Raw genomic sequence first — 22,742 nt, 5'->3', positions numbered from 1 at the left:
TGCGGGGCCGGGCAGGTCCGGGTGGCGGCGGGGCCAGGGGCCCGCGAGGTGCGGGGCCGGGGTGGGCGGTGCCTCGTTGCGGGGCGGGGCGGGGCGGCAGGCTGGCGGTGTCGGGCGGGGCCCGGGGTGCTGGTCGCGGCTCGGGTGCCGTGCCCCGGTGCGGGGGCCGGGCTGGGGGTGGTGGCCCGGGCGGTTGGGGGGTCGGGGGCGTGGAACACTGCAGGACATGCGACGCCTGTTCCCCGTGCCCCCCGTGTCCCCCGTGATCGATCCGGACGCCGGGCCGGGCGGCTCCGAGGCCGACCGGGAGTGGAGCCTGGCCGAGCTGGCCGCCGCCTACGCGTACCCCGAGCCGGACGGGCACCGGCAGACGTGGCTGCGGGCCAACATGGTCTCCACCCTCGACGGCGCCGCCCAGCACGACGGCCGCTCCCAGCCCATCTCCAGCGCGGCCGACATGCGGGTCTTCGGCACCCTGCGCGCACTGGCGGACGTGGTGATCGCCGGCGCCGAGACCGTACGGCAGGAGGGGTACCGGCCGGCACGCGCGCGGGCGGACTTCGCCGAGGCGCGGCGGGCGGCCGGTCAGGCCCCCGTACCGGCCATCGCGGTGGTCAGCGCGAGCCTGGAGCTGGACTTCTCCCTGCCGCTGTTCACCTCCCCGCTCGTGCCCACCCTCATCCTGACCGGCGCCGCCGCGGCCCCGGACCGGATCGCGGCCGCCGAGCGGGCCGGGGCCCGGGTGGTGATCGCGGGCGACGGCGTCGGCGTGGACCCGGCCCGGGCCCTCGGGGCGCTCGCGGAGCTGGGGCACACCCGGCTGCTGACCGAGGGCGGTCCCCGGCTGCTGGGGCAGTTCGTCACGGCGGGGGTGCTCGACGAGCTGTGCCTGACCGTCTCCCCGACGCTCACCGCGGGAGACGCGCAGCGGATCGCGGGCGGACCGGCGGTCGAGGTCCCGCGGCGGTTCGCACTGGTGTCCCTGTTGGAGGAGGAAGGTTTCCTCTTCGGCCGGTACCGGCGCGACTAGGCAGATCCCGGGCCCGGACGGGCGGCCGCGACCGGACAGGGGTTCGGTCGTTACCGCACATCCGGTAATCGGCGGAATCCTCCGTTCCGTTTAGTCCTCGCCGGGCACACTGATTCCGGCAGTACCCGTGCGATCACGGGGCAGGATGGTTTCCGCAGGGTCCGGTACGGCCTACGGAGGGTGGGCCCACGGGCCCTCGAAGGAGAAGGGGCGCCTGGTGTTCACAAGCGTTTTGATGATCGAGAAGGCCCTGACGTCCGCCGACGTGGAGTTCGTCACCACCTTGCACGGGGAGGAGCAGGTCGGCTTCCACGTGCTGCTCCAGCCGCGCGGCGATCAGGCGGACCGGCTGCTGCGGGCCATCGACGACGTCGCCCTCGGCGAGCTGGACGACGCCGTGCGGGAGGGGGAGACGCCGGAGGGCCAGGAGGCGCAGAGCGTGGGGGAGCGGGCGCTGGAGGTGTCCCTCACGGCCCTGCGCGCCTCCGGTGCCCAGGCCGAGGGGCGGCTGATCGAGGACCACCCGCTGGACGAGCTGAAGGCCCTGGTCATGGAGATCGCCGCGGACGAGGTGATCGTCCTGACCGACCCCCACTACGTGGAGGAGTTCTTCCACCGGGACTGGGCCTCCCGGGCCCGGCACAAGGTCGGCGTGCCGGTCCTGAAACTCTTCTCCCACAGCAAGGCATAGGCTGGTGCCGCGCCCCCGCCCAGGGGGCGCGGCCACCGACGGACCACTCTGGGAGAACAGCGCATGGCACCCGGCCTTCCTACCGCCATGGACCGACCGCACTTCATCGGCATCGGCGGCGCCGGAATGTCGGGCATCGCCAAGATCCTCGCCCAGCGCGGCGCCGAGGTGGCGGGCAGCGACGCCAAGGAGTCCGCGACCGCCGACGCACTGCGCGCCCTGGGCGCCACCGTGCACATCGGGCACGCGGCCGAGCACCTCGCCGACGACGCGAGCTGCGTGGTCGTGTCCTCGGCCATCCGCGAGGACAACCCCGAGCTGGTGCGCGCCGCCGAGCTGGGCGTTCCGGTCGTGCACCGCTCCGACGCCCTCGCCGCCCTGATGAACGGCCTGCGCCCGATCGCCGTGGCCGGCACCCACGGCAAGACCACCACCACCTCGATGCTGGCGGTCTCCCTTTCCGAGCTGGGCCTGGACCCGTCGTACGCGATCGGCGGCGACCTGGACGCGCCCGGCTCCAACGCCCTGCACGGCGGCGGGGAGATCTTCGTCGCCGAGGCGGACGAAAGCGACCGCAGCTTCCACAAGTACGCCCCCGAGGTCGCCATCGTCCTCAACGTCGAGCTGGACCACCACGCCAACTACGCCTCGATGGACGAGATCTACGAGTCCTTCGAGACCTTCGCCGCGAAGATCGTCCCCGGCGGCACCCTGGTGATCGCCGCCGACCACGAGGGCTCCCGGGAGCTGACCCGGCGGCTGGCCGGATCGGTGCGTACCGTGACGTACGGGGAGTCCGACGACGCCGACGTGCGCATCCTCTCCGTCGTCCCGCAGGGCCTCAGGAGCGAGGTCACCGTCGTCCTGGACGGCACCGAGCTGACCTTCACCGTCTCCGTCCCCGGCCGGCACTACGCCCACAACGCCGTCGCCGCCCTCGCCGCGGGCGCGGCCCTCGGCGTCCCCGCCGCCGAGCTGGCCCCGGCGCTCGCCGCCTACACCGGCGTCAAGCGGCGCCTCCAGCTCAAGGGCGAGGCGGCCGGTGTCCAGGTCGTCGACTCCTACGCGCACCACCCCACCGAGATGACCGCCGACCTGGAGGCCATGCGCGCCGCGGTCGGCGACGCCCGCATCCTGGTCCTCTTCCAGCCGCACCTCTTCTCCCGCACCCAGGAACTGGGCAAGGAGATGGGCCAGGCCCTGGCCCTCGCCGACGCCTCGGCCGTCCTCGACATCTACCCGGCCCGCGAGGACCCGATCCCGGGCGTCACCAGCGAGCTGATCATCGAGGCGGCCCGGGCCGCCGGCGCGGACGTCACGCCGGTCCACGACAAGGACGCCGCGCCCGCGCTGGTCGCGGGAATGGCGAAGGCGGGCGATCTCGTTCTCACCATGGGCGCGGGCGACGTCACCGACCTCGGACCGCGCATCCTGGACGAGCTGTCGAGCAAGGCGAAGTAAGGGGCTGAGGACTCATGTCGTACGACGTCGAGAAGCCGGACGAGCAGTGGCGGGCGGAGCTGGCCCCGGCCGAGTACGCCGTGCTGCGCCAGGCCGCCACCGAGCCGGCCTTCACCGGTGAGTACACCGACACCAAGACCGAGGGCGTCTACTCCTGCCGCGCCTGCGGTGCGGAGCTGTTCACCTCCACGACCAAGTTCGAGTCGCACTGCGGCTGGCCGTCCTTCTACGACCCGAAGGACACCGACGCGGTCGAGCTGATCGAGGACCGCTCCCACGGGATGGTGCGCACCGAGGTGCGCTGCGCCCGGTGCGGTTCGCACCTCGGACACGTCTTCGAGGGCGAGGGCTACCCGACCCCGACCGACCAGCGGTACTGCATCAACAGCATCTCGCTGCGGCTGGAGCCGACGGCGGGCTGAGCCCCCACCGGTCCGCGAACGGCGGCCGGGAGCGGCACGGTGGACACCGTCGCTCCCGGCCGCCGTCGTCCGGTCGGACAGATTTCCGGTGTGAACGCCCGAGCAGCGGGAAGGAGTCGCCCCGGAGCAACGGGGGCCCCGCGGATCAGCCGTCTACACTCGACCGGCGACGGCCCCACCGACCGCGGCCGGAGCGGGCAGCTTCTGCCAGACCCGAAGGGTATTCGGCGTTTTGATACGGATGGACTCAGTCACCAAGCGGTACCCGGACGGCACCGTCGCGGTCGACCGGCTGACGCTGGACATACCCGACCGCTCGATCACGGTCCTGGTCGGACCCTCGGGCTGCGGCAAGACGACTACCCTGCGGATGATCAACAGAATGGTCGAGCCCACCGAGGGAACGATCCTGCTCGACGGCGAGGACGTCCAGCAGCAGCCCGTCACCACGCTGCGCCGGTCGATGGGGTACGTCATCCAGAACGCCGGGCTCTTCCAGCACCGCACGATCCTCGACAACATCGCCACCGTGCCCCGCATGATCGGCTGGGGCAAGCAGAAGTCTCGTGAGCGGGCGGCGGAGCTGATGGACCGGGTGGGGCTCGACGCCTCCCTCGGCAAGCGGTACCCGTACCAGCTCTCCGGCGGCCAGCAGCAGCGCGTCGGCGTGGCCCGGGCACTGGCCGCCGATCCGCCGGTGCTGCTGATGGACGAGCCCTTCTCCGCCGTCGACCCCGTCGTCCGCAAGGGGCTCCAGGACGAACTCCTGCGCATCCAGGACGAACTGGGCAAGACCATCGTCTTCGTCACCCACGACATCGACGAGGCCATCAAACTCGGCACCATGGTCGCGGTGATGCGCACCGGCGGCCGGCTCGCCCAGTTCGCACCGCCCGCCGAGCTGCTGTCCGACCCCGCGGACGACTTCGTCGAGGACTTCCTCGGCGCCGACCGCGGCATCCGGCGGCTCTCCTTCTTCTCCTCCGCCGACCTGGAGCTGACCACCCGCCCGGTCGTGCGCGCCGACGCCGGCGCCGAGCGGCTCGCCGCCGCCGACGGCGCCGCCCACCTGCTGGTGACCGACGCGGACGACCGGCCGCTGGGCTGGGCCGCGCCGGGCGACCTGACCGCCGGGGACCTCGCGGCCGGGCGGCTGCTCTCCTACGGGCGGCCGTTCGTGCCCGGTACCGACTCGCTGCGGGCCGCCCTCGACTGCGCCGTGCTCTCGCCCACCGGCTGGGCCGTCGCCGTGGACGCCGACGGCCGGGTGACCGGCGTCGTCTCCCAGCAGACCATCGGCGAGGCGATCCGCTCCGCCCACGGCGCGGCGGACTCCGGCGACGCGCGGACCGAGGAGCCCGCCGACGTCACCAAGGTCGCCCCGTGAACGGCTTCTTCGACATACCGAGCGACCTCGACAACACCTACTTCGGCCTGATCGGCCTGCATCTGCGCGAGGCGCTGCTGCCGGTCCTGGCCGGACTGCTCGCCGCGCTGCCCCTCGCCCAGCTGTGCGTACGCTTCCGCTGGCTGTACCCGCCGGTGCTCGGCGTCACGACCGTCTTCTACGCCATCCCGTCGCTGGCCGTCTTCGTGGTCCTCATCGACTACACCGGCCAGACCGAACTGACCGTGATGATCCCGCTGGCCGTGTACAGCCTGGTGGTGCTCGTCCCGGCGATCGTCGACGGAGTGCGGTCGGTGCCCGAGGAGACGCTGGCCGCGTCCACGGCCATGGGCTTCGGGCCCGTACGGCGCTACCTCCAGGTGCAGTTGCCGATCGCCGTGCCCGCCATTCTCGCCGGGCTGCGGGTGGCCGTGTCGGCGAGCATCTCCCTGGTCAGCGTCGGCGCCCTGATCGGCAACCAGGGCGCCCTCGGCAACCTGCTCGCGGACGCCCAGAAGTACGGCCGGCCGGAGCTGGCGGTGAACTCTGTCCTCACCACCGCCGTCCTGGCCGTGCTGTGCGACGCGCTCCTCGTCCTGGCCCGCAACCTGCTCACCCCGTGGCTGCCGCGGGGCAAGCGGCAACGCCCGAAGGAAGCCGCCGCGCGGCCCGCGCCCAAGGAGGCGGCGGCCCGGTGAACGTGCTCCACTTCGTCAACGCCTTCTTCAGCGACAGCGCCCACTGGCACGGCTACGACGGCATCCCCGGACGCCTCCTTGAGCACGTCCAGTACACGCTGATGGCCCTCGGCCTCGCCGCCGCCGTCGGGCTGCCCGTCGGGCTGCTCACCGGGCACACCGGGCGCGGCGGCAACGCCGTCGCCTTCGTCGCCACCGCGGCCCGCGCCCTGCCCAGCTTCGGACTGCTGGTGCTGATCGCCGTCGCCGTCGGCATCGGACTGCTGCCCGTGATGATCCCGCTGGTCGTGCTCGCGATCCCGCCGATCCTGGTGACCACCTACGAGGCCGTCCGCTCCGTCGACCCCTCCCCGGTGGACGCCGCGCGGGGCATGGGCATGCGGGAGAGCGGCATCCTCTTCCGGGTCGAACTGCCCGTCGCCCTCCCGCTGGTCCTCAGCGGGCTGCGCTCGGCCGCCATCCAGGTCGTGTCGACGGCCACCATCGCCGCGTACGTCAGCCTCGGCGGGCTCGGCCGGTACATCATCGACGGGCTCTACCAGCGCGACTACGAGAAGGTGGTCGGCGGCGCCACGCTGGTCGCCCTGATGGCGCTCGTCACCCTCGCCGTCTTCTGGGCGGCCGGAAGGCTGGCCGTGTCGCCGGGGGTGCGCAGGCGTTGACGCCACACGGCGGCCAAGAAACCGTAACCAGGCCGTTCTTGACTGACCGGCGACCGGATCGTTTGGATCGACGGATGACTTCCACCGCCAAGAGCAGCAGGTCCAGGACGAGGCACACCGGCGCGGCGGCCGTCGCGCTCACCGCCGCCGCGGCGCTGCTCGCGGGCTGTTCCTCCGACTCCGACGACACCTCCGACAACCCCCTCGCGGGTGACAAGGCGGAGGCCGGCACGGTCGTCGTCGGCTCGAACAACTTCGCCGAGAGCACCCTGCTCGCCGACATCTACGGAGAGGCGCTCAAGGCCAAGGGCCTCAAGGTCACCTACAAGCACAACATCGGCAGCCGCGAGACGACGTACGGCATGATGAAGAACGGTTCCGTCACCGTGCTGCCCGAGTACAACGGCTCGCTGCTCGCCTACCTCGACCCGAAGGCCGAGCAGAAGTCCGTCGAGGAGGTGAACGCGGCGGCGAAGGCCAAGCTCGACAAGAAGCTGACGCTGCTGGAGTCGTCACCGGCCGAGAACAAGGACTCGGTGAGCGTCAACGCCGAGACGGCGAAGAAGCACGGCCTCACCGCCGAGTCGACGCTCGCCGACCTCAAGGACGTCGCGCCCGAGCTGGTGATCGGCGGCTCGCCCGAGTTCCAGACGCGCCAGCAGGGGCTCAAGGGCCTGGAGTCGGTGTACGGCCTGAAGTTCAAGTCCTTCAAGGCGCTCGACGCGGGCGGCCCGCTGACCCAGGCGGCGCTGACCAAGAACGACGTGCAGGCGGCGGACGTCTTCACCACCGACCCGACCATCGTCAAGGAGAAGTTCGTCGTCCTGAAGGACCCGGAGAACCTCTTCGGCCACGCGAACGTGACCCCGCTGGTCACCAAGGACGGGCTGAACGAGGAGGGCGTGGCCACGCTCAACGCGGTCTCCGCCAAACTGGACACCGAGACGCTCCTCGACCTGGACGCGCAGGTCCAGCTGGACAAGAAGGACCCGCTGGACGTCGCCAAGGCGTGGCTGAAGTCCGCGGGCCTCGGCTGACCGAAGCCGCCGTCAGGACGCCGCGGCCCCGGTCGCGGCGTCGATCAGCTGGTCGATCAGGGCGATGAGGACGTCCCGGCTGGAGGTCCGCTCCCGCGCGTCGCACAGCAGCACCTGGACGTGCTCCGGCAGCGCCAGGGCCTCGCGGATCTCCGCGGCCGGGTACGGGTGCCGGCCGTGGAAGCCGTTGACCGCGACGACGAACGGAATGCCCCGCCGCTCGAAGAAGTCGATCGCGGCGAAGCTCGACTCGGGCCTGCGCACGTCGACCAGGACCACCGCGCCGAGCGCCCCGATCGCCAGGTCGTTCCACATGAACCAGAAGCGCTGCTGACCGGGGGTGCCGAAGAGGTACAGCACCACGTCCCCGCCGATGGTGATCCGGCCGAAGTCCAGGGCCACGGTCGTGGCCCGCTTCTCCTCGATGCCGGCGAGGTCGTCCACGTCCAGGCCCGCCGCGGTCAGCGGCTCCTCGGTGCGCAGCGGGGCGATCTCGCTGACCGACCCGACCATGGTGGTCTTGCCGACGCCGAAGCCGCCGGCGATGAGGATCTTCACCGCCTCGGGCGCGGTGGAGCGTGCGGATGCCGTGGGCGCCGTCTCGGCGACGCGCTCAGAGCCGGCCAAGGCCGTCCCTCACTTTCTGCAGCAGGTCCAGGTCGTCGGTGGCGCGGGAGACGGGGTGCGGCGCCCGCGCGGTGACACGGCCGGCCTCCAGCAGGTCCGAGAGCAGGATGACGACCACGCTCACCGGAAGGTCGAGCCGGGCCGCGATCTCCGCCACGGCGACCGGCCGGGCGCACAGCCGCAGGATCCGCAGGTGCTCGGGCTGCGGCCGGGCCGCCCGGGCGGGCTGCGGGTCGACGGCGGTCACCGTCGTGATGAGGGTGAAGTCGGCGCGGCTGGGCCGGGTCCGGCCGCCGGTCAGGGTGAACGGCCGCACCAGCCGGCCCCCCGCGTCGCCTCCGGTCACGTCACTCGCCGGGGCCGGCGGTGGCCCGCGGTGCCGCGCTCAGGTGCTCGCCGATCTTCTTCACCAGCATGTTCATCTGGTACGCGACCACGCCGACGTCGGCGTTCGGCCCGGTGAGCACGACCAGGTGCGCGCCGGGGCCCGCGGAGGTGAGTATCAGATAGCTGTTGGCCATCTCGATGAGCGCCTGGCGCACCGGGCCGCCCCGGAAGTCCATGCTGACGCCCTTGCTCAGGCTCATCAGGCCCGACGCGGTCGCCGCCAGCCGCTCGGCGTCGTCCCGCAGGAACCCGGTGGACTTGCTGACGACCAGTCCGTCCTCGGAGAGCACCACCGCCTGGTTCACGTCGGCGACCCGCTCCACGAGTCCGGTGAGCAACTGGTCCAGCTCGGTGTGGGTGGCGGGGGAGGGTCGGGTCATCGCGTGTCCTTCGTCGGCGGTCGGCGGTCGGCGGTCGGGGTCGTGGGGGCGGCGGAGGTGAACACGTGCCCGTCGGTGCCCGTGTCGGCGTTCTCCGCGTCGCCGGTGTCCTCATCGGCTTGGGCTCGCAGCGTGCCGCGCTGGAAACCGGCGAGGGACGAGGCGGCGCGCTCCGCCGTGAAGTCGGCGTAGTCGTCGTCGGACGCGCCCGCCGAGCCGTCCCGGCGGCCGCCCGGGTCCTCGTCGCGCAGCTCGGCGGCGAGGCTGGTCTGCGGCACCCGGCGGGGCAGCGGCGCCAGGCCGCCGCGCTCGCCGGAGGGCCGGTCGGGCGCGGTGCCGGCGGAGGTGCCCGCCGCGACCGCGGAGCGGCTCGGAGGCGCGGGCCGGGACGACCGCACGGGCCGCGACGGCCCCTCCGGCCCGCCGGACGGACCCCCTTCCGGCCCCGAGGCCGCGGCGGACTGCCCGGACGGGGCGGCCGGCGTGGCGGAGGCGGCCGGGTCGGACCGGCCGGACGGGGCGGCGGTGGCCGGGTCGGCCGAGGGGCCGGGACCGGCGGGGGCGACGGGCACGGCCCGGTCGGCAGAGGTGCGTGCCGTGGCCCCGTTGGCTCCGGATGCCCCGGCCACCCGGCGGGCCGGCACGCCGGCCGCGGTGACGCCGGTGCCGTCCGCGCCGCCGACCGGCTCGCGCACCACGATGTCGTGCGGGATCAGCACGATCGCCGTGGTCCCGCCGTACGGCGAGGAGCGCAGCGTGACGGTGATGCCGTGCCGGTGCGCGAGGCGGGCGACGACGAACATGCCGAGCCGCAGGTCGTCGGCGAGCGCCACCACGTCGAACTGCGGAGCCACCGCCAGTTGTGCGTTGAACGACGCGTAGTCCTCCTCCGACATGCCGAGCCCGCGGTCCTCGATCTCGACGGCCAGGCCCTTGGCCACCAGCGCCGCCCGCACCCCGACCGGGTTGGGCGCGGGGGAGTACGCGGTCGCGTTGTCGATCAGCTCGGCCAGCAGGTGGATCACGTCGGCCACCGCGGGCGGGGCGAGGGCCACGTCCTCGTCGGCGTGCAGCTCCACCCGCTGGTACTCGGCGACCTCGCCCACGGCGCTGCGCAGGATGTCGACCAGCGACACGGGCTCCCGCCAGGTGCGCCGGGGCTGCTCACCGCTGATGATGACGAGGTTCTCCTCGTAGCGCCGCAACTGGCTGGCCGTGGAGTCCAGTTCGTACAGGCCCTTGAGGATCTCGGGGTCCGTGTGCTCGCGCTCCAGTGCGTCCAGCTTGCCGAGCTGCATGTTGACGAGGTTCTGGCTCTGCCGCGCGATGCCCAGGATGACCTTCTGGAAACCGCGCCGGGTGTCGGCGAGTTCGACGGCGGTGTGCACGGCGGTGCGCTGCGCCGTGTTGAACGCCTGCGCCACCTGGCCGAGTTCGTCCCGCCCGTAGTCCAGCGGCGGGGTCGCGGACTCCACGTCGACCGTCTCGCCCCGCTCCAGCCGGGCCACCACGTCGGGCAGCCGCTCCTCGGCCAGGCTCAGGGTGGCCAGCCGCAGTCCGCGCAGCCGCCGGGAGAGCGAGCGGGTGATGCGCCAGGACATCACGATGCACAGCAGCAGGGCGATCAGTCCGCCCGCACTGAGGACGGCCGCCTTCAGCAGCAGCCCGCTCGCCTCGTCCGCGCTGCGGTCCAGCAGCCCGTCCGTCTGCTGCCGGATCAGCTGCGCGTACTGCTCGGAGACCTTCGCCATGGCCGGGGCCCACCGCTGTCGCAGGTCCGGCAGGTCGATCCGGTCCTCTCCGTCCGCCGCACGGGCCGCCAGCACCTGGTCCTCGACGCTCTGGAGGGTCTTCCACTCGGGGCTGGCGAGGATGCGTTCGGTCTGCGTCTTGGCGCTGCCGCTCACCGAGGGGATGATCTGGTCCTGGACGAGCCAGCGCCGGGTGTGGACCAGCTGGGCGAACTGCTCCCACGCCGCCTCGTCCATCCGGTCGGACGGCCAGGCCAGGGTGAGCCGCGCGTCCTCCTGGGAGACCAGCTCGGCGGCGTGTTCGAGGGCGACCAGCGGACCGGCCTGCGAGGTGAGGTCGCCGTCGTCGACCTGGGACAGCTCCTGGAAGGCGTGGATCTGGTCGTCGACGATCGCGGTGTACTGGTCGAGCGCCTGCTCGGGGGTGATGTCGCTGGGGTCGTCCACCTGGTTGCGGTAGTACTCCAGGCTGCCCACCGAGCCGAGCACCGAGTACATCCGGTCCGAGACCCGGTCGGGCGCGCTCTCGATGGCGCCGGACTGGTCCGCGAGCTGGGCGACCGCCTGGTCCGTCTTCCTGCGCTGCGCGTCCAGTGCCGACCGGTCGCCGTCCGGGTCGGCCAGCCGGGCGGCGGACAGGCTGCGCTCCTTCTGCAGGGCGAGCGCCGTCTCGGTGCCCATGGCGCCGGTGTCGCGGCTCAACTCCGTCTGCGCCCGCAGCCGCAGGCCCTCCGAGAACATCTGGATCGTGGTGACGCCCCACACGGCCGCGAGGGTGACGCCGGGCACCAGGGCCAGGAGGATCAGCGACAGGCGTATGGAGCCGAGGCGGCGCCGGGTACCACCCGTCCGCCGTGCCGTCCGGGTCCTGCCCGTCCTTGCTGTACTGCCTGTGCTGCTTATGCCGTCTGTCGTGCTTGTCCTGCTTGTCTGGTCCGTCTTGCGTGTCTTGCGAGCAGACATCGTCGTCCTAGGCGGTCAGCGGGAGAGGGCGGCAGGAGTGCGGGGACGCCGACGGCCGCCGGGTCGTCCGGTCACCGGGTGCCGCCCGCGGCGAACTTCGCGACCGAGTCGGCGTTGGTCCGGGTCACGAACGCGGGACCGGTCAGCACGGGGGCCACCCCGCCGCCGCTGACGTTGCCGTTGGTGCGGTACAGCCAGAGCGCGTCCACGGCGAGGTAGCCCTGCAGATACGGCTGCTGGTCGACCGCGAACTGGACGTCCCCGCGTTTGACGGCGGCGACGAGGTCGTTGTCGAGGTCGAAGGTGGCGACGTGTGCGCTGCTGCCCGCCTCGTCGACCGACTCGACCGCGGTGAGGGCGAACGCCGCGCCGTTCATGACGACTTCGTCGATCCCGGGGTCCTGCCGCAGTCGCGCCGTGACGGCCGCGCCGACCGCCTTCATGTCGGTGCCCTCGACGTAGAGCATCTCGGTCTCGCCCCCGAAGGTCTTCTTCACGCCGGCGCAGCGGGCCTCCAGGGCGACGTTGCCGCGCTCGTGGATGACGCACAGGGCGTGCTTGGCCTTGAGGGCGTTCAGCTTGTCGCCGACGGCCCGGCCCGCGACGCTCTCGTCCTGCCCGAAGTACTCCAGGAGCCCGGTGGAACGCCAGGCGTCCATGCCGGAGTTGAGGCCGACCACGGGGATCCCGGCCGCCTTGGCCTCGGCGACCGGCGCCTTCATCGCCTGCGGTTTGGCCAGGGTCACGGCGATGCCGTCGGCCTTGTCGCGGACCGCGTCCCGCACCAGGTCGGCCTGGTCGGCGGTGTCGGCGTCACCGGCGTAGGTCAGGTCGACGCCGTCCTTGGCGGCCGCCGCCTCGGCGCCCTTGCGCACCCGGTCCCAGAAGGCGTCGCCCTCACCGCCGTGGGTCACCATGACGATCTTCATCCGGTCGCCGCCGGACCCGCCCGCGGCGTCCGCCGCCGAGCCGTCCTCGTCCCCGCCGAGGGCGGAGCAGCCGGCCACCAGCAGACAGACGGCCGCGGCGAGGGCCGCGGTGCGCAGGGGGCCGGGGGAGTGGGTGGGCGGGGGAGCTGTACTCATGGGGGCGGGGGCACCTCGCTGTGCGGCCGAGCAGGAGGAACGGGGCGGGACGGCCCGGAGCCGCGGGTCAGTGCGCCAACCGGGTGAAACTCGCCTGGCCGGAGCAAACCGTGTGTGACCGCTGGTAGTCAAGTGACCAGCGAACTGCTGTGAGTTGTCGGTGCCGCATCGTGATGAACGGGACGGCGAAAGCGGGCCGAAGCGGAATGCCGGGCGGTATGCCCGGCGGTGTGCGGCGGTTCCACGGGGGTTGATCTGATGGGCAGTTAGTCCGTGAGTTATCGTGTACAGGGGGTGAGCAGGCGACACGGTCTGTCGAGTTCCAGCCCAGGAGAGTTCAGCCGATGGCGAGGCAGCTACGCGCCGAGCAGACCCGCGCGACGATCGTCGGTGCGGCGGCCGACCTGTTCGACCGGTACGGCTACGAGTCGACCAGCCTGAGCGAGATCGTCGCCCACGCCGGGGTCACCAAGGGCGCCCTGTACTTCCACTTCGCGGCGAAGGAAGACCTGGCGCACGCCATCATGGAGATCCAGTCCCGTACCTCGCGGCGGCTGGCGCAGGACCTGGACGGGCGGGGCTACTCCTCGCTGGAGGCGCTGATGCGCCTCACCTTCGGCATGGCCCGGCTCTGCGAGGAGGGGCCGGTGCTGCGGGCCGGGCTGCGGCTCGCCACCGCGGGGGTGCCGGTGCGGCCGCCGCTGCCGCACCCCTTCACCGAGTGGCGGGAGATAGCCACGTCCCGGCTGCTGAACGCCGTACGCCAGTCCGACGTGCATCCGGACATCGACGTCGACTCGGTCGCCCACACCCTCGTCTGCTCCGTCGTCGGCACCCGCGTGGTGAGCGGCACTCTCGAACCGGCCGGGCGCCAGCCGCGCCGCCTCGCCGAGATGTGGTACATCCTGATCCGCGGCATGGTCCCGGTGACCCGCCGCGCCCGCTATCTCACCCTCGCGGCCCGCCTGGAACGGGAGACGGGCACGCCCTGACCGGTACGGTGGCGGACCCGCACCGACCGGTACGGTGACGGGCATGCCCGACACCCCGTTCGTGCCCGCGCCCGTCATCGTCGGCGACGAGCCCGGCTCCTTCCCGCACGGCGTGCTGGCCGAGCGGCACCCCGCCATCGTGCGACAGGTGCGGGACGCCTTCCCCCTCGATCCGCCGCGGCGCCACGCGCTGGACGCGCTGCTCGCGAGCTGCGCCGACGGCGTGGTCGAGCCGCTGCCCGCCGACGCGGACCCCACCGGGCGGGACCGGGACCGCTGGGCGCGGTGGGGCATGGACGCGTACGCCGGCCGCTCCTGGTACGACGTGCCCTGGCTGTGGGCCGAGAGCCACTTCTACCGCCGGCTCCTCGACGCCGTCGGCTACTTCGGCCCCGGCGCATGGCAGGGCGTCGACCCCTTCCGGCCCGCCAAGCTCGCCGAACTCGACGCGCCGGAGACGGACCAGGAACTCGCCGCCCTCGAAGACCTGGACCGGATGCCGGCCGACGAGCGGGGGCGGGCACTGCTGCACGGCTCGCTCTGGGGCAACCGCGCCGACCTCGGCTTCCGCCTCTCCGACCGGGGCACCGGCACCGGGGACGAGGCGGCGGCGCTCGTCGCCGACGACAGCGACGCCCTGTGGTCCCTGCTCCCGGTCCCCGGGGCGGGCACCCCGGACGGGGGCCCGGCCACCCTGTGCCTCGTCGCGGACAACGCCGGCCGGGAACTCGTCCCGGACCTGCTCCTGGTCTCGCACCTCCTCGCCGAGGGCCGCGTGGACCGGGCCGTCCTGCACGTCAAGCCGTACCCGTACTACGTCTCGGACGCCACGCCCACCGACGTGCTCGACGCCCTGCGGCGGCTGGTCACGGCGGGCGGCGCGGCGGCGGCCCACGGCGAGCGGCTCTGGGCGGCGCTGACCGACGGCCGGGTCACCGTCCGCGCCCACCCCTTCTCCTGCGCCCCGCTGCCGTACGCGGACATGCCCGGCGACCTGCGCGCGGACTTCGCCGCGGCCACCGTCACCGTCCTCAAGGGCGACCTCAACTACCGGCGCCTGGTGGGCGACCGGTGGTGGCCGCCGACCACCTCCTTCGCGGACGTCACCGGGTACTTCCCCGGCGCCGTCGCCGCGCTGCGCACCCTGAAGTCCGACGTGGTCACCGGACTCGACGCGAAGACCGAGGCCGCGCTGGAGGCGAGCGGCGAGCGCGGCTGGCGCACCAGCGGGACGCACGCCCTGGTCCAGGTCAGGTGCTGAGGGAGCACCGGGGGAGAAGTTCCCGCATTCCGGGCTGATTCACGCGATGGTGTGATCATGTGTCGCCCGGCGGATGCGTCCGAAGGGCCGTGGGTAGTGCCCGGCCATGACGCAACAGCCCTTCCAACTCCCGCACTTCTACCTGCCGCATCCCGCCCGGCTGAACCCGCATCTCGACGAGGCCCGCGCCCACTCGACGACGTGGGCGCGCGAGATGGGCATGCTGGAGGGCTCAGGGGTCTGGGAGCAGTCCGACCTCGACGCCCACGACTACGGCCTGCTCTGCGCCTACACCCACCCCGACTGCGACGGGCCGGCGCTCTCCCTCATCACCGACTGGTACGTGTGGGTCTTCTTCTTCGACGACCACTTCCTGGAGAAGTTCAAACGCAGCCAGGACCGTCTCGCCGGCAAGGCCCACCTGGACCGGCTCCCCCTGTTCATGCCGCTCGACGACGCCGCCGAGATGCCCGAGCCGGAGAATCCGGTCGAGGCCGGTCTCGCCGACCTGTGGACCCGCACGGTGCCCGCGATGTCGGCCGACTGGCGCCGCCGCTTCGCGGTCGCCACCGAGCACCTGCTCAACGAGTCCATGTGGGAGCTGTCCAACATCAACGAGGGGCGCGTCGCCAACCCCGTCGAGTACATCGAGATGCGCCGCAAGGTCGGCGGCGCCCCCTGGTCCGCCGGGCTGGTGGAGTACGCGACCGCCGAGGTGCCCGCCGCCGTCGCCGGGACCAGGCCGCTCAGGGTGCTCATGGAGACCTTCTCCGACGCCGTCCACCTGCGCAACGACCTCTTCTCCTACCAGCGGGAGGTCGAGGACGAGGGCGAGCTGAGCAACGGGGTGCTGGTCCTGGAGACCTTCTTCGGCTGCACCACCCAGGAGGCCGCCGAGCTGGTCAACGACGTACTCACCTCCCGGCTGCACCAGTTCGAGCACACCGCGTTCACCGAGGTGCCCGCCGTCGCCCTGGAGAACGGCCTGACCCCGCCCGAGGTCGCCGCCGTCGGCGCGTACACGAAGGGACTGCAGGACTGGCAGTCCGGCGGCCACGAGTGGCACATGCGCTCCAGCCGCTACATGAACAAGGGCGAGCGGCCCCTGGCCGGCTGGCAGGCGCTGACCGGCCCCGGCACCTCCGCCGCGGACGTCGGCGCGCTGCTCGCCGCGGCGGCCGCCCAGCGGGCCCGGCCTTACACCCACGTGCCCTTCCAGAAGGTCGGCCCCTCCGTCATCCCCGACATCCGCATGCCCTACCGGCTGGAGCTGAGCCCGGCCCTCGAAGGCGCCCGGCGGCACCTGTCCGAGTGGTGCGCGAGGATGGGCATCCTGAGCGAGGGCGTCTGGGACGAGGACAAGCTGGAGAGCTGCGACCTGCCCCTGTGCGCGGCTGGCCTCGACCCGGACGCCACCCAGGACCAGCTCGACCTCGCCTCCGGCTGGCTGGCCTTCGGCACCTACGGCGACGACTACTACCCGCTGGTCTACGGCCACCGCCGGGACCTCGCCGCCGCCCGGCTCACCACCGCCCGGCTGTCGGCCTGCATGCCGCTCGACGGCGAGCCCGCCCCACCGCCCGTCAACGCCATGGAACGCTCCCTGATCGACCTGTGGGTGCGCACGACGGCCGGCATGACGCCCGAGGAGCGGCGCCCGCTGAGGAAGGCCATCGACGACATGACCGAGTCCTGGGTGTGGGAGCTGTCCAACCAGATCCAGAACCGCGTCCCGGACCCGGTGGACTACCTGGAGATGCGGCGGGCCACCTTCGGCTCCGACCTCACCCTCGGCCTGTGCCGGGCCGGGCACGGCCCGGCGGTGCCGCCCGAGGTCTACCGCAGCGGCCCCGTCCGCTCCCTGGAGAACGCGGCGATCGACTACGCCTGCCTGCTCAACGACGTCTTCTCGTATCAGAAGGAGATCGAGTACGAGGGCGAGATCCACAACGCCGTCCTCGTCGTGCAGAACTTCTTCGGCGTCGACTACCCGGCCGCACTCCATGTGGTGCAGGACCTGATGAACCAGCGCATGCGCCAGTTCGAACACGTCGTGGCGCACGAACTCCCCGTGGTCTACGACGACTTCCAGCTGTCCGAAGAGGCGCGGAGCATCATGCACGGCTACGTCACCGACCTGCAGAACTGGATGGCCGGGATCCTCAACTGGCACCGCAACGTCCCGCGCTACAAGGCCGAGTACCTGGCGGGCCGCACCCACGGCTTCCTCCCGGACCGGATCCCGGCCGCGCCCGTGCCCACGTCGATCGCCGCGCCGCTCGCCGCGCCCAGGAGCAGTCCCGCCCTGACGCCCTGAACTCCCGAAACGCCCTGACCGAAGTTCAGTCTCACTCTTTCGTGGCTCGTCACGCGCCGGTGCGCCGGGTAGAGCACTTGCCGGAGGCGATCCATGGAACAGACAGCGTTGCGTCCCAAGCCGATGCCCGGCCGGGACCCGGGACCCGGCACCGAGTCCCACACCGAGTCCGACGGCGTCCGGCGTCCGTACCCCGGGCGCCGGCGCCGCAGGCGGCTCACCACCGTGCTGCTCGGCGTGCTCGCCGCGGCGGTCCTGCTCCTCGCGGGCGTGGGGCTGGGCACGGTCGGCGCCACGGTGATCGGCATGAGCAAGCTGGCCGAGATGCAGCAGCAGGCCGGGGCGGCGGGACCGGGCGGGGCGGGAGGAGCGGGCGGGGGCGCCGGAGCGGCGACGGGCACCCGGGCCGCCCCCGCGCACCCGTCGGCCGGTTCCTCGGCCGCTGCGTCCCCCTCCCCGGCACCGGCCGGCGCGACGCTCGGCGTGGAGGCCGTGGACGACGAGAGGCCCGGGGCCCGGATCGTGGGCGTCCACGTGCCGGGGCCCGGGTACGCGGCGGGCCTGGTGCGGGGCGACGTACTGCTGGCCGTCGGCCGGACCCGCGTCGACTCGGCCGCCGACCTCGCACACGCCGTGGCCCGCGCCCGCCCCGGCAAGGAGGTCAAGCTCACGGTGCGCCACCGCAGCGGCGGCTACCAGCAGCTGACGGCCGTACCGGGCGTCGTCACGTGACCGTGCGGAAGTGGCTGGTGAGCCGTCCGGCGTCGTCCAGCACGTGGAAGGCGAGCCCGACCGGCGCGTCCCGGTCCGCGATCTCCTCGCCCTCCCAGGGCAGCCGCAGCGTCCACGTCACCCCGGGGCCGACCACCAGCGGCCGTCCGGCGAACACCGTGGCGGCGGGCGAGTGGGCGTGACCCGTGATCAGCCCGGCCACCGCAGGCCTGCGTTCCAGCAGTGCCGCGAGGCGCTCGGGGCGGCGCAGCCGGCAGGAGTCGGGCAGCGGGTGGTGCACGGCCGTGGGCGGGTGGTGGAAGGCGAGCAGGGCCGGGCGGTCGCCGTCGAGTCCGTCGAGCGACTCCTCGATCCAGCCGTACGTCTCCTCGTCCAGCTCGCCCTCGTCGCTGCCCGGGATGCTGGAGTCGCACATCAGCACCGCGCCGCCGTCGAGGACGTGCAGCTCGTTGACCGGGCCGTCGGCGGCCGGGCGGCCGAGCAGCGCCTTGCGGTAGGGCGCCCGGCTGTCGTGGTTGCCCGGACAGGTGAGCACGGGAAACGGCGCGGAACCGTCGCGCAGCCCCAGGATGCGGGCCGCCTCCTCGTACTCCGCCTCCGTCCCGTGGTCCGCGACGTCCCCGGTGACCAGGAGCGCGTCCACCCGGCCCGGCAGCCGCCACAGCCGGTCGCGCACCCGCTCGGCGCGCTCGGTGGCCCGCGGGCTTCCGTCCAGGTGCAGATCGCTGATGTGCGCGAGTACGAGCACGGTGTCGGCCTCCTCCGGGCGCCCGGTACCCGGACACCCCCGATGCTAATGCTTGGAAGGCATCCAATCATTAGTAGCCGGGGTCGCTCCACGCCAATCGGCTCGCGTCGCCCCCGCGCTGGGGGCAGGATGCTGCCCGTGGTCCCTTCACCCTTGCGCCCTGGGAGGTTCGGATGACCGGCAGCAGGCCCGCCGCTGCGTTCACCGCCGACGACTACCGGACCCGGATGGAGCGCGCCGCGCGTGCGGCCGCCGACGCCGGGCTGGCCGGTCTGCTGGTGGCCCCGGGCCCCGACCTGGTGTGGCTCACCGGCTACGCGCCCACGGCGGACACCGAACGGCTCACCCTGCTCGTCCTCGCCCCGGACCGCGACCCCGTGCTCGTCGTCCCGGCCCTGGAGGCCCCCGACGCCGCGAAGGCGGCCGGCGCGCCGGTGCTGACCCTGCGGGACTGGACCGACGGCAAGGACCCCTACGCGGCCACCGCCGCCCTCCTCGACGGCACCGGACGCTTCGGCATCAGCGACAACGCCTGGGCCATGCACCTGCTGGCGCTCCAGCGCACCCTGCCCGACACCTCGTACGCCTCCCTCACCGAGGCGCTGCCGATGCTCCGCGCGGTGAAGGACGCCGCGGAGCTGGAGCTGCTGGCGGCGGCGGGCGCGGCCGCGGACGCCGCCTTCGAGGAGATCCGGAAGGTCCGCTTCGGCGGCCGCCGGGAGTCCGAGGTCGCCGCCGACCTCGCCGATCTGCTGCGCCGGTTCGGGCACTCCCAGGTCGACTTCACCATCGTCGCCTCGGGCCCCAACGGCGCCAATCCGCACCACGAGGTCGGCGACCGCGTCATCGAGGACGGCGACATGATCGTCCTCGACTTCGGCGGGCTCAAGGACGGCTACGGCTCCGACACCTCCCGCACCGTGCACGTGGGCGAGGCGACCGACGAGGAGCGCCGGGTGCACGACCTGGTCCGCGAGGCGCAGGAGGCCGGCTTCGGCGCGGTGCGGCCCGGCGCCGCCTGCCAGGACGTCGACCGGGCCGCCCGCGCGGTCATCGCCGAAGCCGGGTACGGCGAGTACTTCATCCACCGCACCGGGCACGGCATCGGCGTCACCACCCACGAGCCGCCGTACATGATCGAGGGCGAGGAGCAGCCCCTGGTGCCCGGCATGTGCTTCTCGGTCGAGCCCGGCGTCTATCTGCCCGGCCGGTTCGGGGTACGCATCGAGGACATCGTCACCGTCACCGCGGACGGCGGCCGACGCCTCAACGACACCACCCGGGAGATGGTCGTCGTCGAGTGACCGGTGACGCACGGCCCCCGCACGCCCCGGCAGACCCGGAAGACGACGGCGCGACATGACCCAGGCACCGACACCCACCGCGGACACCGTCCGCCGACTGGTCCGCTCCCTGCTGGGCGGGAGCACGGAACCCGAGGTCCGGCCGGTGGCCGAGGGCGTCGACCCCGGCACCTGGTGGGTCGGCACCCGGCACGTGCTGCGGCTGGCCACCGACCGGGAGAGCGCGGTGCGCAGACGCCGGGAACTGCGCCTGCGGGAACTGGTGCGGCCGCACGTCCCGGTCACGCTGCCGACCAGCGTGGCGCACGGCGAGTGGGCACCCGGCCTCGGCTACACGCTGGACGCCCGGCTGGCCGGCGGGTCGGGCGAGGACCACGACGTGTCCGCACTGGGCGAGGCGGACCTCGCGGCGCTGCTCACCGGTCTGCGCGAGGTGCCGGTCCGGCAGGCCGAGACGCTCGGTGTGCCGCGGGTGGCCCCGCGCTCCCTGGAGAACCTGCGGCAGTCGGCCGAGCGTGCCGTCCACGGCCTCGCCGCGGCCGACGAGTTCGACGCCGCGCGTCCGGAGCGGCTCACCCGGGAGGCGACGGCCCAGCTCGGCGCCCAGCCGGGCGCGGCGGTCCTCGTCCACCACGGGCTGACCGGCGGGCACCTCGTGGTCAGCGCCGACGGGCGGGTGCGCGGCGTCCTCGGCTGGAGCGACGCGGTCCTCGGCGACCCGGCCGAGGACATCGCCGGGCTCGCCCTCTCCGTGGGCGCACCGGCCGCCGTCCGCGCGGCCACCCTCGCCGGATACGGTGCCCGGCCCTGCCTGCGCGGCCTGTGGCTGGCCCGGTGCGACGCGGTCGTGCACCTCGCGGAGGCGCTCGCCGCCCGCTCCGGCGCGCCGCCGGCCCCGCCCCCGTCGCTGCTCAGGACACGACTGCGACGCGCCTGGGAACCGATCCTGCTGGAACGCGTGACGGAACTGCGCGAGGACGACCCGGACGACGCCACCTGAGCCCGCGCCAGGCACCGGAGCGGCCTCGGCCCGCGCGGGCCCGGCACTCACTCCTGCACCAGCACCACGCTCGACTCGCCCGGCACCCGCAGCATGCCGTCCGGGCCCGGACCCTCGACCGGTTCCCAGGCCGCGAGCACGCGCGCGGGGCGGGTGCCCAGGGGGATGGCCGCCGGTTCGGAGCCCAGGTTGACGGCCACCCGGATGTCGCCCCGCCGGAAGGCCAGCCAGCGCGCCGTGCCGTCGTACGCCACCCTGGTGTCGCCCAGGTCCGGGTCGGTGAGGTCCGGCTGCTCGGCGCGCAGGGCGATCAGCCGCCGGTACCAGTCCAGTACGCGCGCGTGCGGCTCGCGTTCCGGCTCCGACCAGTCGAGGCAGGAGCGCTCGCGCGTCGCCGGGTCCTGCGGGTCGGGCACGTCCTCCGCCCGCCAGCCGTGCGCCGCGAACTCCCGCCGCCTGCCGCTGCGTACCGCCTCGGCGAGCTGCGGATCGGTGTGGTCGGTGAAGAACTGCCACGGGGTGCCCGCCGCCCACTCCTCGCCCATGAACAGCATCGGCGTGAACGGTGCGGTCAGCGTCAGGGTGGCCGCGCAGGCGGCGAGCCCGGGGGAGACCAGGGACGCCAGACGGTCCCCCCGGGCGCGGTTGCCGACCTGGTCGTGGGTCTGGCTGTAACCGGTCAGCCGGTGCGCGGCGACCCGGCCGCGGTCCAGCGCACGGCCGTGCGAGCGGCCCCGGAAGCTGGAGTAGGTGCCGTCGTGGAAGTACCCCCGGGTCAGCGTCTTGGCGAGCGCGGCCAGCGGATCGCGCGCGAAGTCGGCGTAGTAGCCCTGCGACTCCCCGGTCAGCGCGGCGTGCAGCGCGTGGTGGAAGTCGTCGTTCCACTGCGCGTGCACCCCCAGGCCGCCCTCCGCGCGCGGGGTGATGATCCGGGGATCGTTCAGGTCGGACTCGGCGATCAGGAAGAGCGGCCGGTCCAGCGCGGCCGCGAGGTCGTCCACGGCGGTCGACAACTGCTCCAGGAAGTGGCACGCGCGCGTGTCGGCCAGCGCGTGCACCGCGTCCAGGCGCAGCCCGTCGATCCGGTAGTCCCGCAGCCACGCCAGCGCGCTGTACACCAGGTACGCCCGCACCTCGTCCGAGCCGGGCGCGTCCAGGTTCACGGCGACGCCCCAGGGCGTGTGGTGGGTGTCGGTGAAGTACGGGCCGAAGGCGGGCAGGTAGTTGCCGGACGGGCCCAGGTGGTTGTGCACCACGTCCAGGACCACGCCCAGACCCAGTTCGTGGGCCCGGTCGACGAACCGTTTCAGCGCCTCGGGCCCGCCGTACGGCTCGTGCACCGCCCACAGCGACACCCCCTCGTACCCCCAGCCGTGCCGCCCGGGGAAGGGGCACAGCGGCATCAACTCGACGTGGGTGACGCCCAGTTCCACCAGGTGTTCGAGGCGTTCGGCCGCGGCGTCGAGCGTGCCCTCGGGCGTGTACGTGCCCACGTGCAGCTCGTACAGGACCCCGCCGGGCAGCGGACGCCCCGCCCACGGGGCACGCCAGGCGTACCGCCCGTGGTCGACGACCGCGCTCAGCCCGTCGGGGCCGTCCGGCTGGCGGCGCGAGCGCGGGTCCGGCAGCACCGGCCCGTCGTCCACCGCGAAGCCGTAGCGCGAACCGTCCCGCGCCTGAGCCTGGCCGCACCACCACCCCCGCCGCTCCGGATCGCGCTCCAGCGCGCGCGTGGCGCCGTCGCACTCCAACGTCACTCGGCCGGCCTGCGGTGCCCACACCTCGAACTGCACGGACGGTTCCCCTT

At 73.4% G+C, this 22,742-nt stretch carries 21 protein-coding genes; 14 read left to right on the top strand and 7 right to left on the bottom strand.

Going from position 1 to position 22,742, the window contains the following annotated elements; all coding sequences use genetic code 11:
* Positions 1-226: 226 nt before the first annotated feature.
* The 8 genes from K7854_RS06470 to K7854_RS06435 all read left to right on the top strand — a co-directional run bounded on the left by K7854_RS06470 (position 227) and on the right by K7854_RS06435 (position 7,388).
* Positions 227-1,030 carry a pyrimidine reductase family protein gene (locus K7854_RS06470; protein WP_226025444.1) on the top strand — a complete coding sequence of 268 codons (804 nt, stop codon included), beginning with the start codon at positions 227-229 and terminating at the stop codon, positions 1,028-1,030.
* 217 nt (positions 1,031-1,247) lie between these two features.
* The gene (locus K7854_RS06465) at positions 1,248-1,721 is read left to right on the top strand and encodes an indole-3-glycerol phosphate synthase (protein ID WP_226025385.1); all 474 of its coding nucleotides are present in this window, start codon (positions 1,248-1,250) and stop codon (positions 1,719-1,721) included.
* Between the two features lie 63 nt (positions 1,722-1,784).
* Positions 1,785-3,182 (top strand): UDP-N-acetylmuramate--L-alanine ligase, encoded by a 1,398-nt coding sequence (gene murC, locus K7854_RS06460; RefSeq protein ID WP_226025384.1) that lies wholly within the window; start codon positions 1,785-1,787, stop codon positions 3,180-3,182.
* Between the two features lie 14 nt (positions 3,183-3,196).
* The gene (gene msrB, locus K7854_RS06455) at positions 3,197-3,604 is read left to right on the top strand and encodes a peptide-methionine (R)-S-oxide reductase MsrB (RefSeq protein WP_226025383.1); all 408 of its coding nucleotides are present in this window, start codon (positions 3,197-3,199) and stop codon (positions 3,602-3,604) included.
* A gap of 232 nt (positions 3,605-3,836) precedes the next feature.
* Complete coding sequence (locus K7854_RS06450; protein ID WP_226025382.1) at positions 3,837-4,991, top strand: ABC transporter ATP-binding protein; 1,155 nt, start codon at positions 3,837-3,839, stop codon at positions 4,989-4,991.
* Positions 4,988-5,689, top strand: a complete 702-nt coding sequence (locus K7854_RS06445; RefSeq protein ID WP_226025381.1) for an ABC transporter permease — start codon at positions 4,988-4,990, stop codon at positions 5,687-5,689. Before K7854_RS06450 ends, K7854_RS06445 begins: the two co-directional genes overlap by 4 nt.
* The gene (locus K7854_RS06440) at positions 5,686-6,351 is read left to right on the top strand and encodes an ABC transporter permease (RefSeq protein WP_226025380.1); all 666 of its coding nucleotides are present in this window, start codon (positions 5,686-5,688) and stop codon (positions 6,349-6,351) included. The genes K7854_RS06445 and K7854_RS06440 overlap by 4 nt, the downstream gene beginning before the upstream one ends.
* Before the next feature lie 74 nt (positions 6,352-6,425).
* Positions 6,426-7,388, top strand: a complete 963-nt coding sequence (locus K7854_RS06435) for an ABC transporter substrate-binding protein (protein ID WP_226025379.1) — start codon at positions 6,426-6,428, stop codon at positions 7,386-7,388.
* A 12-nt stretch (positions 7,389-7,400) separates the two neighbouring features.
* On the opposite strand, the gene K7854_RS06430 is transcribed toward K7854_RS06435, so the two are convergent.
* From K7854_RS06430 to K7854_RS06410, 5 genes are all read right to left on the bottom strand, one after another.
* Positions 7,401-8,015 (bottom strand): GTP-binding protein, encoded by a 615-nt coding sequence (locus K7854_RS06430; protein ID WP_226025378.1) that lies wholly within the window; start codon positions 8,013-8,015, stop codon positions 7,401-7,403.
* Positions 8,002-8,361 carry a DUF742 domain-containing protein gene (locus K7854_RS06425; RefSeq protein ID WP_226025377.1) on the bottom strand — a complete coding sequence of 120 codons (360 nt, stop codon included), beginning with the start codon at positions 8,359-8,361 and terminating at the stop codon, positions 8,002-8,004. Before K7854_RS06425 ends, K7854_RS06430 begins: the two co-directional genes overlap by 14 nt.
* Before the next feature lies 1 nt (position 8,362).
* Positions 8,363-8,782: a roadblock/LC7 domain-containing protein gene (locus tag K7854_RS06420; protein ID WP_003972853.1), complete on the bottom strand. Its 420-nt coding sequence runs from the start codon at positions 8,780-8,782 to the stop codon at positions 8,363-8,365.
* Positions 8,779-11,274: a sensor histidine kinase gene (locus tag K7854_RS06415; protein ID WP_226025443.1), complete on the bottom strand. Its 2,496-nt coding sequence runs from the start codon at positions 11,272-11,274 to the stop codon at positions 8,779-8,781. Before K7854_RS06415 ends, K7854_RS06420 begins: the two co-directional genes overlap by 4 nt.
* 293 nt (positions 11,275-11,567) lie before the next feature.
* The gene (locus tag K7854_RS06410) at positions 11,568-12,581 is read right to left on the bottom strand and encodes a substrate-binding domain-containing protein (protein WP_226025376.1); all 1,014 of its coding nucleotides are present in this window, start codon (positions 12,579-12,581) and stop codon (positions 11,568-11,570) included.
* Between the two features lie 344 nt (positions 12,582-12,925).
* Between K7854_RS06410 and K7854_RS06405 the strand changes: the two genes are divergently transcribed.
* The 4 genes from K7854_RS06405 (at position 12,926) to K7854_RS06390 (ending at position 17,883) form a co-directional block, all read left to right on the top strand.
* A complete protein-coding gene (locus K7854_RS06405; RefSeq protein ID WP_226025375.1) occupies positions 12,926-13,573 on the top strand; it encodes a ScbR family autoregulator-binding transcription factor in 648 nt (215 codons plus the stop codon).
* A gap of 43 nt (positions 13,574-13,616) precedes the next feature.
* A complete protein-coding gene (locus K7854_RS06400; RefSeq protein WP_226025374.1) occupies positions 13,617-14,834 on the top strand; it encodes a damage-control phosphatase ARMT1 family protein in 1,218 nt (405 codons plus the stop codon).
* 106 nt (positions 14,835-14,940) lie between these two features.
* Positions 14,941-17,151 (top strand): germacradienol/geosmin synthase Cyc2, encoded by a 2,211-nt coding sequence (gene cyc2, locus K7854_RS06395; RefSeq protein ID WP_226025373.1) that lies wholly within the window; start codon positions 14,941-14,943, stop codon positions 17,149-17,151.
* Between the two features lie 93 nt (positions 17,152-17,244).
* Positions 17,245-17,883 (top strand): PDZ domain-containing protein, encoded by a 639-nt coding sequence (locus K7854_RS06390; protein ID WP_226025372.1) that lies wholly within the window; start codon positions 17,245-17,247, stop codon positions 17,881-17,883.
* Here the strand turns inward: K7854_RS06390 and K7854_RS06385 are convergent.
* Positions 17,876-18,631 carry a phosphodiesterase gene (locus K7854_RS06385; RefSeq protein ID WP_226025371.1) on the bottom strand — a complete coding sequence of 252 codons (756 nt, stop codon included), beginning with the start codon at positions 18,629-18,631 and terminating at the stop codon, positions 17,876-17,878. The two genes, K7854_RS06390 and K7854_RS06385, sit on opposite strands and share 8 nt — an antisense overlap.
* Positions 18,632-18,804: 173 nt before the next feature.
* Here K7854_RS06385 and K7854_RS06380 point away from each other — a divergent pair, with 173 nt between their 5' ends.
* Both K7854_RS06380 and K7854_RS06375 read left to right on the top strand, forming a co-directional pair.
* Positions 18,805-19,935 carry an aminopeptidase P family protein gene (locus K7854_RS06380; protein WP_226025370.1) on the top strand — a complete coding sequence of 377 codons (1,131 nt, stop codon included), beginning with the start codon at positions 18,805-18,807 and terminating at the stop codon, positions 19,933-19,935.
* Between the two features lie 55 nt (positions 19,936-19,990).
* On the top strand, positions 19,991-20,935 hold the full coding sequence (locus K7854_RS06375; protein ID WP_226025369.1) for an aminoglycoside phosphotransferase family protein: 945 nt from the start codon (positions 19,991-19,993) through the stop codon (positions 20,933-20,935).
* Between the two features lie 47 nt (positions 20,936-20,982).
* Here K7854_RS06375 and treZ read toward each other — a convergent pair whose 3' ends face one another.
* Positions 20,983-22,728, bottom strand: coding sequence for a malto-oligosyltrehalose trehalohydrolase (gene treZ / locus K7854_RS06370; RefSeq protein ID WP_226025368.1), 1,746 nt, complete (start codon positions 22,726-22,728; stop codon positions 20,983-20,985).
* Positions 22,729-22,742: the final 14 nt, after the last annotated feature.

This window comes from Streptomyces hyderabadensis (genome assembly GCF_020404845.1).
GTDB lineage: Bacteria > Actinomycetota > Actinomycetes > Streptomycetales > Streptomycetaceae > Streptomyces > Streptomyces hyderabadensis.
This window is presented reverse-complemented; position numbering and strand designations above follow the sequence as displayed.